Annotated in this window: 14 protein-coding genes; 4 read left to right on the top strand and 10 right to left on the bottom strand. The window is 57.9% G+C overall.

The annotated features are described in order from the left end of the window. Positions 1–8 precede the first annotated feature (8 nt). Together tnpC and BSG17_RS26595 are read right to left on the bottom strand one after the other, a co-directional pair. Entirely contained in the window at positions 9–1,427 is a 1,419-nt protein-coding gene (tnpC, locus tag BSG17_RS25355) for an IS66 family transposase (protein ID WP_089827638.1), read from the bottom strand. Between the two features lie 147 nt (positions 1,428–1,574). After that, positions 1,575–1,805 (bottom strand): hypothetical protein, encoded by a 231-nt coding sequence (locus tag BSG17_RS26595; protein ID WP_139246821.1) that lies wholly within the window; start codon positions 1,803–1,805, stop codon positions 1,575–1,577. 18 nt (positions 1,806–1,823) lie between these two features. Here BSG17_RS26595 and BSG17_RS26600 point away from each other — a divergent pair, with 18 nt between their 5' ends. Next, positions 1,824–2,201 (top strand): hypothetical protein, encoded by a 378-nt coding sequence (locus BSG17_RS26600; protein WP_139246822.1) that lies wholly within the window; start codon positions 1,824–1,826, stop codon positions 2,199–2,201. Here the strand turns inward: BSG17_RS26600 and BSG17_RS25365 are convergent. The 7 genes from BSG17_RS25365 to BSG17_RS25400 form a co-directional block, all read right to left on the bottom strand. Continuing rightward, positions 2,164–2,460 carry a hypothetical protein gene (locus BSG17_RS25365; RefSeq protein WP_089828140.1) on the bottom strand — a complete coding sequence of 99 codons (297 nt, stop codon included), beginning with the start codon at positions 2,458–2,460 and terminating at the stop codon, positions 2,164–2,166. The genes BSG17_RS26600 and BSG17_RS25365 overlap by 38 nt on opposite strands. A gap of 16 nt (positions 2,461–2,476) precedes the next feature. Continuing rightward, entirely contained in the window at positions 2,477–2,797 is a 321-nt protein-coding gene (locus tag BSG17_RS25370; RefSeq protein WP_089828141.1) for a hypothetical protein, read from the bottom strand. Positions 2,798–3,169: 372 nt separating this feature from the next. After that, a complete protein-coding gene (locus BSG17_RS25380) occupies positions 3,170–3,640 on the bottom strand; it encodes a hypothetical protein (RefSeq protein ID WP_089828142.1) in 471 nt (156 codons plus the stop codon). 3 nt (positions 3,641–3,643) lie between these two features. Continuing rightward, positions 3,644–5,593, bottom strand: coding sequence for a coiled-coil domain-containing protein (locus BSG17_RS25385; RefSeq protein WP_089828143.1), 1,950 nt, complete (start codon positions 5,591–5,593; stop codon positions 3,644–3,646). Next, positions 5,583–5,786, bottom strand: a complete 204-nt coding sequence (locus tag BSG17_RS25390; RefSeq protein WP_139246823.1) for a CxC ATPase DNA modification system associated small protein — start codon at positions 5,784–5,786, stop codon at positions 5,583–5,585. Before BSG17_RS25390 ends, BSG17_RS25385 begins: the two co-directional genes overlap by 11 nt. A gap of 2 nt (positions 5,787–5,788) precedes the next feature. Then, positions 5,789–7,750 (bottom strand): DEAD/DEAH box helicase family protein, encoded by a 1,962-nt coding sequence (locus BSG17_RS25395; RefSeq protein WP_089828145.1) that lies wholly within the window; start codon positions 7,748–7,750, stop codon positions 5,789–5,791. 190 nt (positions 7,751–7,940) lie between these two features. Continuing rightward, complete coding sequence (locus BSG17_RS25400; RefSeq protein ID WP_089828146.1) at positions 7,941–8,168, bottom strand: hypothetical protein; 228 nt, start codon at positions 8,166–8,168, stop codon at positions 7,941–7,943. Between the two features lie 2,046 nt (positions 8,169–10,214). On the opposite strand from BSG17_RS25400, the gene BSG17_RS25410 reads away from it, so the two are divergent. The 3 genes from BSG17_RS25410 (at position 10,215) to BSG17_RS25420 (ending at position 12,404) form a co-directional block, all read left to right on the top strand. Beyond that, the gene (locus tag BSG17_RS25410) at positions 10,215–11,153 is read left to right on the top strand and encodes a transcription initiation factor IIB (protein ID WP_170864964.1); all 939 of its coding nucleotides are present in this window, start codon (positions 10,215–10,217) and stop codon (positions 11,151–11,153) included. A 226-nt stretch (positions 11,154–11,379) separates the two neighbouring features. Further along, complete coding sequence (locus BSG17_RS25415; protein ID WP_089828149.1) at positions 11,380–11,673, top strand: hypothetical protein; 294 nt, start codon at positions 11,380–11,382, stop codon at positions 11,671–11,673. 44 nt (positions 11,674–11,717) lie between these two features. Then, positions 11,718–12,404: a transcriptional regulator FilR1 domain-containing protein gene (locus tag BSG17_RS25420; RefSeq protein WP_139246825.1), complete on the top strand. Its 687-nt coding sequence runs from the start codon at positions 11,718–11,720 to the stop codon at positions 12,402–12,404. A gap of 268 nt (positions 12,405–12,672) precedes the next feature. Here the strand turns inward: BSG17_RS25420 and BSG17_RS25425 are convergent, their stop codons facing one another. After that, complete coding sequence (locus BSG17_RS25425) at positions 12,673–13,107, bottom strand: OsmC family protein (RefSeq protein WP_089828151.1); 435 nt, start codon at positions 13,105–13,107, stop codon at positions 12,673–12,675. Positions 13,108–13,115: the final 8 nt, after the last annotated feature.

A 13,115-nucleotide genomic window follows, 5' to 3' on the forward strand; every position in this document is an offset into this window, starting at 1 on the left:
GTACGTGTTTACCTCGAAGGTTCAACCGCAGGCACAGCGTGAGTTCGTGAAATCATCTCGTTGCTTTTGACGACGCGCTTGAGTTCTTCGTAGGGGTTGCGTCCCTGCTGGCGCCACGTCGCCAGCAGGGACAGCAACGTCTCATGGACGAACATGCCACGCTCATTCCGGAGCGTGCCGATAATTTTCCGAAGGACGACTGGTTCACGAAGCGCGTTCTCTGCGGCGTTGTTCGTTGGCGAGATCGCTGGCTCACCGACGAAGGTGAGCCAGTGATCGATCCCGCCTTCGATCTTTCCGAGCAGTGTTGCCACTGGCTCGTCCGCTACTGATCGCTCAACGAGCGATCTGAGCCCGCTCTCGCTTGATCGGTGCATCTGTGCTCGCTCACGAGTAGTTGGGTCGGTCTCCAGCCAAGCCTGGAGACCGACGTATGTCTGCCTGAGCTTCCGGTAAATCGGTTCTGCGTCCTCAAAATCCTCAGCTGCGTCTTCAGCTTCTCGGAGAATGTGTGCCCAACACCGCTGGAGGTTGCTGCTGAAGGCCGGATAGGCTGTCCAGCCGTCACAGACAACCGTTCCCGGGAAGTCCTCGCCGAGGACTTCCACGGGAACATCATGTCCGCGACTCTCTCTGACCGCATATAGCGTATGATCCTCGGTCCTGAACGTCCAGATCCACGCCTGTTCACCGTCGCGTTTGACGCCCGTTTCGTCCACGTGGACGACGTCAGCGTCTTTGATTTGCTGGCGGATCTGTTCGTACTCGCAGCGACCGGCGCGCGCAGCGCGCTCGGTCGCGTGCCACGCGGATGCCCCCGAGAGTTCGAGTCCATGCAGTTGCTCGAAGCGATCAGCGATCTTTCGGTAGGGAAGACGATAGTCGTACCGAGAAAGTGCTGACTGAGCAATGACGTTCACCCCGAACTGCCCCTCATCGGGGCAGTCGGGGTGTGAAGCAACAGTCTGGGTTCCACAGGAGTGGCACTCGTAGTAATGGCGGTTGTACTGGGTGACTTCGGGAGGCTGTGGATTAGGAACCTCCTCGACGAGTCGGGGGCTGACGCCCGCCGACTCGTCAAAGTGTTCGCCACACTCCGGACAGCAATCACAGGTAACCTCGAGCTTTTGATCTGGGTTCGGTGCGGTTCGCCACTCGGGATCGTGTCCGAGATTTCGACCAGGACTCCCACCGTCAGTACGCGGTTGTTCGTCGTCCTCGTCCCCATCGGACGAGGACGACTTCTCTTGATCTGATTGTTCCTTGCTCGGTGGTGTGTGTGGCCCTTCGTACCACCGGAGTTTGGCTCTCAACCGCTTGTTCTCCTGTCGCAGCTGTTCGTTTTCTTCTCGGAGCTGTTCAACTTCTTCCTCGAGTGAGACAAGGCGGGCAAGGATCTTCTCCTTGGTAGGATCAGAGGAGGTCATGAGCAGGCAGGACGGGATGGTCTCCTGTCCGGAGACCATCCCTTGGTAGTGGACTCATTTGCCTGCTGCATTGATCTACTACACCAGTTGGGTGGCCTCTCCGAGAGACTAACGAAATCGATCCGGGGCTAAACACATACGCTTCATCTAATCCCACGACGGATGCTCGAACGCCTCGGCCGGCAACCAGACCCGTTCCAGCAGTTCGACGAGATTGAGATAGTAGTCAGCGTCCTGGAGCGCGCGGATCCGCCGCTTCTTGCCCTCGACCTGTTTCGGGTGCTCCCAGATCATGCTCGTCTCGTCGTAGATAATGAGCCACCGCTCTTCGAGATCGCCGTCAGCGACGATATCAGTGGCATCATTGAACGACAGCACGTACGTGTCGTCTTGCAGGTGGACGACATTCTCGTGCCGGACAGCGTTCTCGTATTTTCGATATGCGACGCCGCATTCGCAGCACAAGTAGTTGCCCGTGGCATTAGCGTCGATCGCGTCCCGAATCATCTGTTCATCGGTGCGGACTTCTTCTGTTCCGAGCCCGCCGCCGTGGTTGATCGCTTCGTGCTGCCACTGGCTCTTCTTTGGGTCGAATGTCCTATGGCAATCGTCGGCGCGTCACTCGTCGGTATCATCGTCGGGGGCCACGCCATGGCTGTCTGGCGCGCCCATCCGTTTCCCCGTATCGCCTCCGCCGTCTTCGTCCTCGATGCTCTCGGGGACCTTCGGCTCCTCGTCACGATAGTACAGTTTCTTCCGCCATCTCGGCCGTAAGCCGGTCCGCTCGTTGTTGCATCACGGACTTCTCGCTGTCGTCCTCATCGGTCTCGTCGCCCTCATCGTCGCTGTCGGTATCCTCGGGACCGGAATCCATGGTGTCGTCGGTGTCGCCGAACCCGCTACGGGCGGCTTCGACCATGCCGATCGTGGCGCCGACCTCGTCCGTGATCTCCTCGTTAGTGTGTCGGCCGGCCTCGATCAATTCGATCACGCGGTCTTCGGCATCAAGATGGTCATCGCGATCGTCGGCCACGTCTCCCGCATCATCGTCATCGGCGGCCGACTCCGCGTCCGTGTGCGACCGTTTGGCTTTGCAGCCGCGTCGTCTGCCGGCTCGTCCGGCCGCTCTCGACCGTCGATCTCTGTTGGGCTGACGTCGTATCGACCGCAGTCGCCGTCTCGTCGGCCTGCTGACCCTGCTGCTCGCCCTCGTCGTCCGGCGTAATGGTGAACGTCCGGTCAGCGAAGTTGACCGTGACCGCGAACCCAGCGTCCTGCAACGCCCGCTCGATCCGATGCAACTGCGGGGTACTGAGCTGCTCGTGGAGATCGCCGGACAGAATTGCGTCCTCGCTCTCGGTCTCCTCCATATTATCCTCCTCTCGAAAGGGAGAAAAATACTGGAAGGCCACGACTCAGAGATCGCGGGCCTTCACAGTACTCTGATCGTTTGCATCCGCTCGCTCCAGCGCCCGGTCGATCACCTGCTCCACTTCGTCGTCGAGCGCGTCGTAGACGTCGGCACCGATGTTGCCGACCAGCGCGTCGTGGTTTGCAACGTACTCGCGTACACCCGCCTTCTTGATGATATACTACATGACATTTTTCACCTATCCAGGTCTTGAATATAGTATTTTTAATACTGGTGGTTATAATCCACAGGTAGCAGATCCTTCCTCAAAAAATAGAACGGGTCGGGGTTCCGGTGGCGGTTCGACTACCGTTACGATCCAGCTCCGCCGTCAGGCGACTTCCTGGAGGACGTCCTGGTGGTAGGACTCCAGGAACTCGTCGAGCTTCGGCGGCGACCTGATCTCGTCGTCGATCAGCCGGTACCCCTTCTCGGCGTAGCAGTTCAGCACCGTGGTGCCCTCGTCCGACAGGTTGGTGTGCGAGGTCGAATCGAGGAACCGCAGCATCAGCTCCCGGATCTTCTGCTTGTCGGACCACGGGATCCCCTTCCGCTCGACCTCCGCCACGATCATCGCCGAGTAGATCTCGTACCGCTGGTCGCGGTAGTCCTCGATGACGTCCGGCGTGAACTCCTGGTCCCCCGTTGGTTCCTGGTCGTCGGACACGCGCTGCCGCGCCTTGATCCCGGCCATCGCGGCTAGGTAGTACTGGTCCCAGACCGAGTCGAACTCGCCGGTCGTACTGTGCTCCTGGATGTCGCGGAAGTATTTCCGCGCTTCGTTACTTAGTCTGAATGACATAATTTAGGCCACTTCTTGGGGTTCCGCTTCTTTTCGCTCTTCCTCGGACTGGAACTCCATGAAGAAATCCTTGTCCGTGTGCTTCTTGATCTCGCCGGGCGCCCCCGTCTCCGTCTTATGGACTGTGTAGTACTGGACGTCGTCGGAGTCCAGCTCGTTCACGAACCGCTCACGCTCCGGCGAGATCACGAAGATGAGCAGCTGGTCGAAGAGGCCGGGGATGATCCGAGCGACCTCCTCGCGCTTCTCGTAATCGATGCTGACCGCCGGACTGTCGATGACGAACGGCACGTCCAGCGCCGAGTCCTCGAACAGCGTCGCCAGGTACGCGTACGCGACTGACAGGCGCTGGCCCTCGGATGTGCCATCCCGACCCTCGATCACGATCGAGTTATCGATGTCCTCAACCTGCACCTTCGACAGCCCGAGGATCTGCTCAAGCTTGTCGTTCGTGTCCTCGATCTGGCGGTCTTTCAGCGCGTTCAGGGACCGGTCGGTGAACTCCTCGAAGATCTCCTCCAGCAGGTCGGCGCGTTTACCGAAGTTGACCGTCTGGCTCGCCCGTCGAACCTCTTTCTCCAGCTTGTCCTTTTCCCGCCGGCACAGAGGGATGTTCTTCCGCCAGTCGAGGCCCTCCTCGTTCTGGATGGTCTTGTCGTTCGTCCGGAGATTCTGGAGCTCCCGTTCCTTCGCCTCCTTCGCGTCCACCTCGTCCTTCCGCTGCTCGACGAGTTCCTTCACCTTCTCCTGGAGTTCGGGGTCGTCGATCTCCAGGCTGTTCTTCTCCTGCTGCTTCTGATGCAGCTCGTCGCGCTTGTCTTGGAGCTCCTCGAACGTGTCGTCGAACCCGTCGTAGTCCGGGATGGTTCGCAGCTGGTCCTTCAGCGCGTTCAGGACGGCGATGTCGTCCTCGGAGAGGTACTGCTCGGCGTTCTCCTTGATCGTCTCGCTGATGTCGTCGTCGATCGGCCGGTCGCAGATGCAGTCGTCGCCCTCAGCGAGCTCCCGGAAGAACTCCTCGGACGTGGACTTCGGGAGCTTCATGATGTTCATGTTGTCGAGCAGCGTCTCCAGGTCGTCGTTGAACGACGCCGAGAGCTTGCTCGGCTTCCGCATCTCCTCGAGGTGGTTCTGGGTCTCGGTCTCGAGTCCGCTCTTCAGGTTGCCGATCTCTTCGTCCAGGCGCTGATCCTTCTGAAGGATCTCCTCCTTGTTTGCCAAGAGCTCTTCGCGCTGTTCGTCGAGGGATTCGATCTTGTCCTTGTGATCCTCGATCGCGTCTTCGAGGTCGCCCTCCTTCTCTTCGAGCGACTCCAGCTTGCTCTTGACCTTCTCCAGCCGCGTCTTCTTGCCCTTGTAGCCCTGCTCGGTCTCGACGTTCGTGCTGGCGGTTTCCTGTCGCTCGTCCACTACGTCCTCAATCTGCCGCCGGAACCCGTCGATCCGGTTCAGGTAGTTGACGATCTTGATCGCGTTCTCGGCCTCCTCGTTTCCGGTCTCGATGAAGTCCTCGGTCAGCTCGCCATTGAACACGAACAGGTCGACGAACTCCTCGGTCATCACGCTCTCCAACTGGTGTGGGAGCCGGTGTTCGGGGATGTCGCCGCCGGCCACCCGCTGCGGCCTGATGCGGCGGTACGCGTAGTTGCCATACTCGTAGTCGAGTTCCAGCCGGAGCGTGAACACGTCCCCGTTGAACTCGAAGTCGACCTCGAACGTGCCGTCAACCGCGTCGAAGTCGGTCGGTTGGTACGACCGCACCTCCTCCTCGTCCAGGTCTTTGCCCAGCAGGATCGTCCGGATCAGCTGCATCGTCGTGGTCTTCCCCATCCCGTTGGGCATCTGGACCAGCGACACGTGGTGCGGATCGTCGGTCCCGTTCGTGAGGTCGAGCTCCAGCCCCTCGAACTCGCGGATGTTTTCGTACCCGATCCGCTTGATCTTAAGCCCCATCGAGCTCCACCCCCTCGGGAAGTTCGACGTCTTCGATCAGTTCTTCGAGCGAGCTAAGGCCCAGACCGCCCTGGACCGCGTTCTCGTAGAACTTCAAGAATCGCTTCTTGAAGGCCTCTGACTGGTCGTACTCGTCCAGTACTTCGTGTGCGATGCGTTCGATCGTCGGGTCGATGTCCATCTCTGTTGACATTTTTAGGGTTCCTCCTTGGTGACGGTGCTCAGGTCGGTCAGCCACTCGTACCGCTCCTTGTCGGGCGGGGTGATCTCGTCCTCGTTCTTGACGGTGTCCTCCTCGATGTCGCTCTCAACGACGAAGTCGACGATGTTCGCCCTCTTGTCCGGGTCCTCCGGGGCCGTCCGGAGCGCGCGGCCGATCCGCTGGATCGTGATTCCCTTTGACCTGGGGGACGTGAACAGGACGATGTTCCTGACGGACTTGATGTCGATCCCCTCCGAGATCGCGCGGCTCGTGACGAGTGTGTCGATCTCGCCGCGGGAGAAGTCCACCAGGTTCTGCTCGTCGTCCTCGCCGTAGTACGTTCGGTACCGCCTCGTGTGCTCGTGGACGAGCTCCTGCACCTGTTCGCCGTAGTCCTTCGTCTCGACGAAGATCAGGCAGTCCTCGAGCACCTCGGGATGTTCGTCGAGGTATCGGCGGAACTCGGGCAACTTCTCCGTGGATTCCTTCCGGACACGCGCGAGCATGATGTACAGTTGCGACTGCGGAATCGACGAGTTCTGCTTCTTCAGGCCCGCGAACTTCCCGAACTGTTCCTGCTGCTTCTCCTTATCCCGATCGGACAGCTCGTACGTCAGCGGGGTGTAGTCCAGTTCGCAGAGGATGCCCCGCCGGATCGCGTCCTCAAGGGTGAACTCGTACACGATCGGTCCGACTTCGTCGCGGATGAACGCGTTCCGGTCCTCATCGTAGGCATCCATCGGTGTCGCGCTAAGCCCGAGGCGGTACGGGAAGACGTCGAGTTCCCCGCGCAGCGCCTGCCGCCGCGCCGGCGACCCGATGTTGTGGACCTCATCGCAGATCAGCAGGCAGTCCTCGAGTTTCCCGTTCCTGTCGGCGTCGATGCAGTCCGCGAGCTCGTCGTACGTGATGATCAGCGCTTCGAGCTGGTCCCGGTCCCGCGCGAAGAACGATCCCATCTGCTTGTGCCCGCCGTGCTGGCGGTAGAGCCGGATCTCGGTCGGATCGAACTCCCGGACCAGGGTATCGTACCACTGGTTCAGCAGATCGTTGCCGTAGGTAGCGACGACGATATTCTCCACTGCGTTGTTACGGAGGAGTCGGATCGCGATCTTCTTTGACGTCTTCGTTTTTCCGGTCCCAGTCGCCATGTCCAGGATGCCGCTTCCCTCCGCGAGGAACACGTTGAGCGCTTCCTCTTGGTGCCGCCACCGATACACGCTCTGAAGTTTCTGTGAATTGGACGGCTCGTTATACGGCCGGTCGTTAGGCTCTCGGAGTTGCACGATGTCGAGCGCAATGCTATCCGGCAGCGTGATCGCGTGTACGCCCTGTTTGTCGTTCTCCCAGATGGCGTCGAACCGGGCCTCGTGCTGTTCGATCCGCTTGAGGTCGCGGTCCGACTCCCAACCGATGAACACGCTGTAGGACTCATAGTTGTTGAAGCCTCGCCGGCTGTCGTTCTGTGAGCCATGGAACCCGAGTTTGTCCCCGTTCTCGTCGGTGACGATCCCCCACTTGTCGTGGAAGCTGCCAGAGAGGCCGCCGCCAGGGATCACGATCTTGATGTTGAGCAGGCCGTCGGCGATCATCCATGCGATCGTGTTCAGCGTCTCCGTCTCGAGGTCCTCCTCGAGATCAGACACCATCTCGTCGAGCTGTGCGTAGAGGGCTGGATCCTGCTTCGCCTTCTCGCCTTTCTGGAGGGCCTCCCAGTCTCCCTCACTCAATACTGGGCTGATGAGCCACTTCGCGACACCCTCATTCTCGGCGAGACCTGTGAGTCCGCGGGAGGCGAACCGGAACCATTCGCTCGAAAAATAGCCGACGCCGCGCTTGTACTCGGTGGCATTGCGCAGCGCAGGGTTGTAGAACTCCTCAGCGAAGTCCACGTCCGACGTTTCGATCACCATGGGCAGGTCGAGAGAGTGGAGTCCGATTTTGGTGGTCTCCATCTACGCCCACCTCGTTTCGTCGATACGGCCCCCAAAGATCAACCAATGGGCAGGTGGTCGGCCAGTTATGCTGATCATCCGGCGAGTACCTCGTCGTGGTCGAACCGGTGACGGCGTGCGCCATACCGGTGGCGTGCTATCCCGTCTGATTTGGAGGCCCATCCCCGGGCATTCGGGTATTCCGTGCATGTTAGCTTTCATCGATACCGTTCGTCTCGATCTCTCCCAGAGCGTTTTTGGGGCCACTCCCTGACTCGATGGTTCCGGTGTTATTCATGTCTCCCACGCGCCCCCACACGAGCCCGAGGTCGTGGGCTGCGGCGTCGATAAAGGCTTCCGCGTCGGCAGCGGTGGTGATACTTTGCAGTGCGTCCAGCGTCGTGTCCGGCAAACCGGATGGGGTTGAAGTCTTACTCATTGGTCGGTGAGTGCCGCGGCTCACAGACGCACATGCTTATGTGGGAGAAGCCCGAAACACCATCTAAGGCGTCGGACATCTCCGGCGTCTGGACCCTCCGAACCCACAGGCCTTGGAAACTTGCAGGGTTCGCAGGGCTCGCTTTTGCGGCGCGCCTCACTTTTCTGAGGCGTGATTCTGTGTTTCTTGGAGAGATATTTATACCTTCTTCCAAATGCAGGAATCAAACGATTGTCGAGTTTTAGTGAACATGCCGAGATTCCGACCGCACAAACAGCATCTTCAGCGGGTTGGAACGTTCACGCGCTATGATTAGTGAAATGGCTATTCGTATATAAACAAACCAAGAGTTTGTTCAATAAGCGAATCAGACAACCAATCTGCATTTTGTCAGTAATTTGAGAACGGGGAAGAATCCATTTTCACGCAGACTGTAACTCGCGCGCGCTGAGAGTCGTCGCACCACCCAATAGGTGGTGGAAAGCGTAGAGAGTGCCGACAGTATATAAACAAATGCGAGATTTGCAATTTTTCGAAATCTCGAAGATATTATTTCTATCTCTAATAGTATGATATCAATTGACAGCCACAGTTTCCAGATTAGTATTTTTGCTAAATCAGCTAAATCGTCGCATTTGTCCCCCTATTGTATCTTATTTCGGCCACTTTTTATGGCGTGTTTGACAACCTTTTGTTGGTTTCTATCCAACAGATATCTAATCACCTTCGATTTGTCTTATATGGTGTCAAATATTATTAAATTAATGTAATTGTGTTTGAATTCAGGATAACTGTCTCATGACCTGGTGGGTCCGTATATGAATAGATCCCAATCACTGGTAAATAGCCAGAATAAATTGAATGTTGCCAAAATTCTACAACGAACAGCAAAACAGCTGGCAGTGTGAGGATGACGTGTGTTCACTCGTGGCTCACCCGAGCCACACCATGTTCCGTCTCTAGCGCCTCGTCGTACATTCACCTCACCACAAGCACGCTTCGACGTCACTCCTTCAATATACGCTGGAGCAACGCTCCATGTGTTTGCTACGCGTGACCATGTCGACCCATTGGGGCGCGTCGTGAACGCCTCCCGAAGGGGAGTAAGGACCCGACGGATGGCGGTTTTAGGAGTTCGTATGCCGGAGAAAACACTGGCCATGGAAGTCTATAGGTCACGACCAGAGATAGTGGCGCCTTTGAACCCCAGAAGCATTCGTCTTTAGCTAAGACTAGTAATATTCTATGCCGATATTATTTCCCATAATATTAGACAGACGGAACTAGCGACTGAGTCGCTCTTGACATTGAGAGTAGACAGCTCACGATGTGTGGAAACCGTGCTTTCGCTCTGCATCGAGCGTATTACGACGCAATTTGCCTTCGGAACGCGGTCATTTGGTATTACTGTGAGTATTAGCTAAAGACGAATGACCCCAGAAGTAGGAGCGTGATGCATTAACCAACAGCGGCAACTTATTGCTGGTGTCTGTTGGTTACCACTCCCCCAATCCCTATTTCAATGACACTTTCCGGCACGCCCCGCTCGCCGCTTCCGCCCTCCGCGTCGCTCGCGACCGACCATTCCAGGCTGCGGTTCGCTCCTGGCGTCGCTCACCGTTCCGGGCTAAAGTGCATGTGCCCTCGACGCCAGCAGGTAACCGCGAGGGGCTGCGCTCCAGTGGGTGCTCACCCCCCACGCTTACTCTGCTGGCCGCTCGCTTCGGGCGGGTCGTCGCGCGGTGCTGGTTCTTCGGCCTCATGCTGACGCGCTCTCGCTCGCGCCCACAGGGCGCTCGCGAAGGCGCGAGCGAGAGCGCGAGACGTGTGAGTTGGTCGTTGTGGATAGCCACGGCTGGAGAGTCATGGTGTCGGAAGAAGACGCCGAGTGAGCGCCTTCGGGCTAAGCAACCCATGTCTAGTAAAATCGTGTTGCGGTATGAACCTTCGGACGAACAGCATGCAGAACACAACAAAACTCAGACGGTATCGGACGAGCGCGAACCGGCTTCGGCGTCGACGTGCATCGAATGCGATGGCCGTGTGGTGACGGATGGACACGAGTCGTTCTGTCGGAACTGTGGGCTGGTCGTGACGGCAGAGCATGTTGATCATCAGCCGACCCGGAGCGTGCACGGCCCGCGGAGCGCGAGCGGTCCCGAGGAGTGGAGCTGCGAGCCGGTGACGAACATGCGCATCGACAAAGGGCTACATACGACGTTCTTCCTCGGAAGCGACGGTCACGGACGGACGTTGACGAGCAAGCAGCGAAGCAAGTACGGCCGGTTGAAGCAGCGGCACAAGCGGTTCCAGGTCGAGAGCGACCGGGCGATTCGCCTCAACGAGGGGTATCGTGACATCGAATCCATCGGTGGCAATCTCGGACTCCCCCGGCACGTGGTCGGAACGGCCGGCCGTTATCTCAAGCAGGCAGCTGAGGAACGACTTCCCGGTGGGCATATGTCGTGGGAAGCACTCGCCGGTGGTGCGGTGTTAATCGCGGCAAACGAGGCGGGGTTCCCGCGGTCAATCTCGGATGTAGTCCAGTACGCGAAGGCATCGCACGAACGGGTGAGTGCAGCAGCGCGGAAGCTCCGGTGTGACCTCGGGCTTGATGTGGCCCCGGTGCGGGTTGGAGTCGTTGACGACGTGCTCGCTGCACTTGATGACGTCCTCAACGTGCAGACGTGTCTGAAACTGCGTCGGATTGCTGAGCGGTTGCTTGAGATGGCGGATACCAAGCGGGTTGGCTCAGGAACGACGCGTCTGACGATGGCGGCGGCTGCAGTCTATGCAGCTGATCGGCTGACAGATGGGAAGGCACTGACGCAAGCGCAGGTGGCTGCGGCTGGGAGTACTGTTGTTGACACGACCAAAAACCGGATTGCGGCCTACTCCCAGGAGTTGCACGACGTCTTTGTGGCCCAGCTTGGGAGCGACGATCCCATGCAGCTGCTCGAACGCGGTCGTAATCAGGTTCACTGAGCGACGCCTCACTCTCTTCTTTTTTGACGCGCCACACTTCCCGCTATCCCTGCCGCCCCACCCACCTCCACGTTCCGGGCGGCTCACAAGCCGCCGGGCTTTCGCTAGTGTTTCTTCCAACTTGGCAATTGAGTGTACGAATGATATTTGTTCTCACGCAACAATCGTCTCAGATATGAAGTTTCGCCATCTTCGCACACGAGCTGTGACCGCACTGTGGTCGACCATGCTCGATTTCGGACGAGTTCTCCTCTTTCTCGTGCTTCTGTCACTTGGATTACTTGGAAGTCTCTTTGTGGCGCTTATGTTCTATGGAATGGCGATCACTGACGCCGGGACAAGTTCTCTCCTCGTAGCAATCGATACTGGTGGCCGAAGTGCCACGCAGATATTAGCCTCCTTCACTGAAGCGGAAACGATGTTCTATTCGAGTAGCCTCTACAGCGCGCTTTTCGCCGGGGCAGCCAGCTACTGGGTTTATCAGAAGCTGCTTGCCAATCTTGGGCGGCTCCGCTGGTGAGAGCAGGCCACGAGCTACAAATGTGTTAACAAAGTAGTGCGCGCATGGAGTGGACCGAGCAGGAGATTCAGCGGATTACTGAGACCGCACGACGCCGAACATTGAAAGGGAACCCCGAGTCAATTAGCAATCAAGATCGAAATCACCAGACAGAGACCGAATTAGCGTTCGAACGCCTTGTTACACTCACTGATTCCGTTCCACCACGCACCGACTGTGATGTGACGTTTACCCCACACGAGTCACGACCGTTTTTGGCAGTGAATAAAATGACGGAGGGGCTGACCGCCGCAGACACCACTCGTCTCCGTGGCCTCTGGCCAGTTGTCAACTTGCCCCATCATGACGCCTGTACAGACCTGATTTCGCAGAATGTGCAGACAGAGTTCATTATCGATGCGAGCGTACTCTCCGCGCTCAAGGAAGCACAAACAGCGACCGGGAACGATGATCGCACTAACGACCGTAAGCAAGAGTGGCTGACAACGCTTGCGACAAGCGACAATTGTACCGTGTATCGAGCCTCAAGCCGACTCAATTTTGATCTCTTCATTACCGATGAAGCGGTATTCATTGGGCTCTACGTGCCGGGATATTTCGACCCAGACGTCGACAGTTCTGGTATTCTGGATATCTATGTGGGAAGTGCGGACCCGGTGTTTTTGGATTGGGCACACGGTATCTTCGAGCGCTATTGTGAGAGTGCAGAACGAATCGAGCTAAGCGTATAGGTCGCTTCAAGTCCGGACAGTGAACTTTTCATATAGTGATTAGCGGAAGTCTTCGTACTCTTCAACATCACAGGTGTCATAATTGCTGGAATCTGCGTGCTGAATATAGAGGTCGAGTTCGGTAGACGGCCGTCATTCGTTTCAGTCCGCCAGGGGTGAAACAGCCGTTCAGCAGGTGGGCAACCCTAACGTGGCTACCTCTGCCCACTCGACCGGTCGTCGAGCAGAGATACGGTGAGGGCTGGAAGACGTACGTTGCGTACTCCGATCAAGCCACTTCGATGGCCACGTCCGTCGGAGTCGGGTTGTCGATGTTGTCGCCGACGGGACAGCGTTCCTCGACCTCCGCGCGTAACGCTTCTAAAGCCTCCTCGTCGGCGTCAGACTCGACTTCGATCCGTACATTGATCTCCTGATAGCCTGCTCGAACGTCTTCGTCGATGCCCAGGAACTTCCGTGGGTCAAGGTCGCCTTCGATCGCTATCTTGACGCGTTCGAGGTCGATACCGCGCTCTTCGCCGACGGTGTGCACCACGACGTTGAGACAACCAGCCCACGCTCCGATGAGATATTCGACAGGGTTTGGTCCGTCGTTCGTCCCCCCTAGCGACGGTGGTTCATCAACGACGAACTCGAACTCACGCGCCTCGACGACTGTCTTCGTCTCGCTCTCACTTTCGGCTGATACCGCGAACCGTTCGATGTGGTCTG

Source organism: Halogranum amylolyticum, assembly GCF_900110465.1.
Lineage (GTDB): Archaea > Halobacteriota > Halobacteria > Halobacteriales > Haloferacaceae > Halogranum > Halogranum amylolyticum.

Bases quoted from the DNA above. Each gene is read 5' to 3' on its own strand.
- BSG17_RS25370 (WP_089828141.1), bottom strand. From the start codon at position 2,797: ATGGAGGAGACCGAGAGCGAGGACGCAATTCTGTCCGGCGATCTCCAC.
- BSG17_RS25385 (WP_089828143.1), bottom strand. From the start codon at position 5,593: ATGGGGCTTAAGATCAAGCGGATCGGGTACGAAAACATCCGCGAGTTC.
- tnpC (WP_089827638.1), bottom strand. From the start codon at position 1,427: ATGACCTCCTCTGATCCTACCAAGGAGAAGATCCTTGCCCGCCTTGTC.
- BSG17_RS25400 (WP_089828146.1), bottom strand. From the start codon at position 8,168: ATGAGTAAGACTTCAACCCCATCCGGTTTGCCGGACACGACGCTGGAC.
- BSG17_RS25390 (WP_139246823.1), bottom strand. From the start codon at position 5,786: ATGTCAACAGAGATGGACATCGACCCGACGATCGAACGCATCGCACAC.
- BSG17_RS25380 (WP_089828142.1), bottom strand. From the start codon at position 3,640: ATGTCATTCAGACTAAGTAACGAAGCGCGGAAATACTTCCGCGACATC.
- BSG17_RS25395 (WP_089828145.1), bottom strand. From the start codon at position 7,750: ATGGAGACCACCAAAATCGGACTCCACTCTCTCGACCTGCCCATGGTG.
- BSG17_RS25420 (WP_139246825.1), top strand. From the start codon at position 11,718: ATGGAGTGGACCGAGCAGGAGATTCAGCGGATTACTGAGACCGCACGA.
- BSG17_RS25415 (WP_089828149.1), top strand. From the start codon at position 11,380: ATGCTCGATTTCGGACGAGTTCTCCTCTTTCTCGTGCTTCTGTCACTT.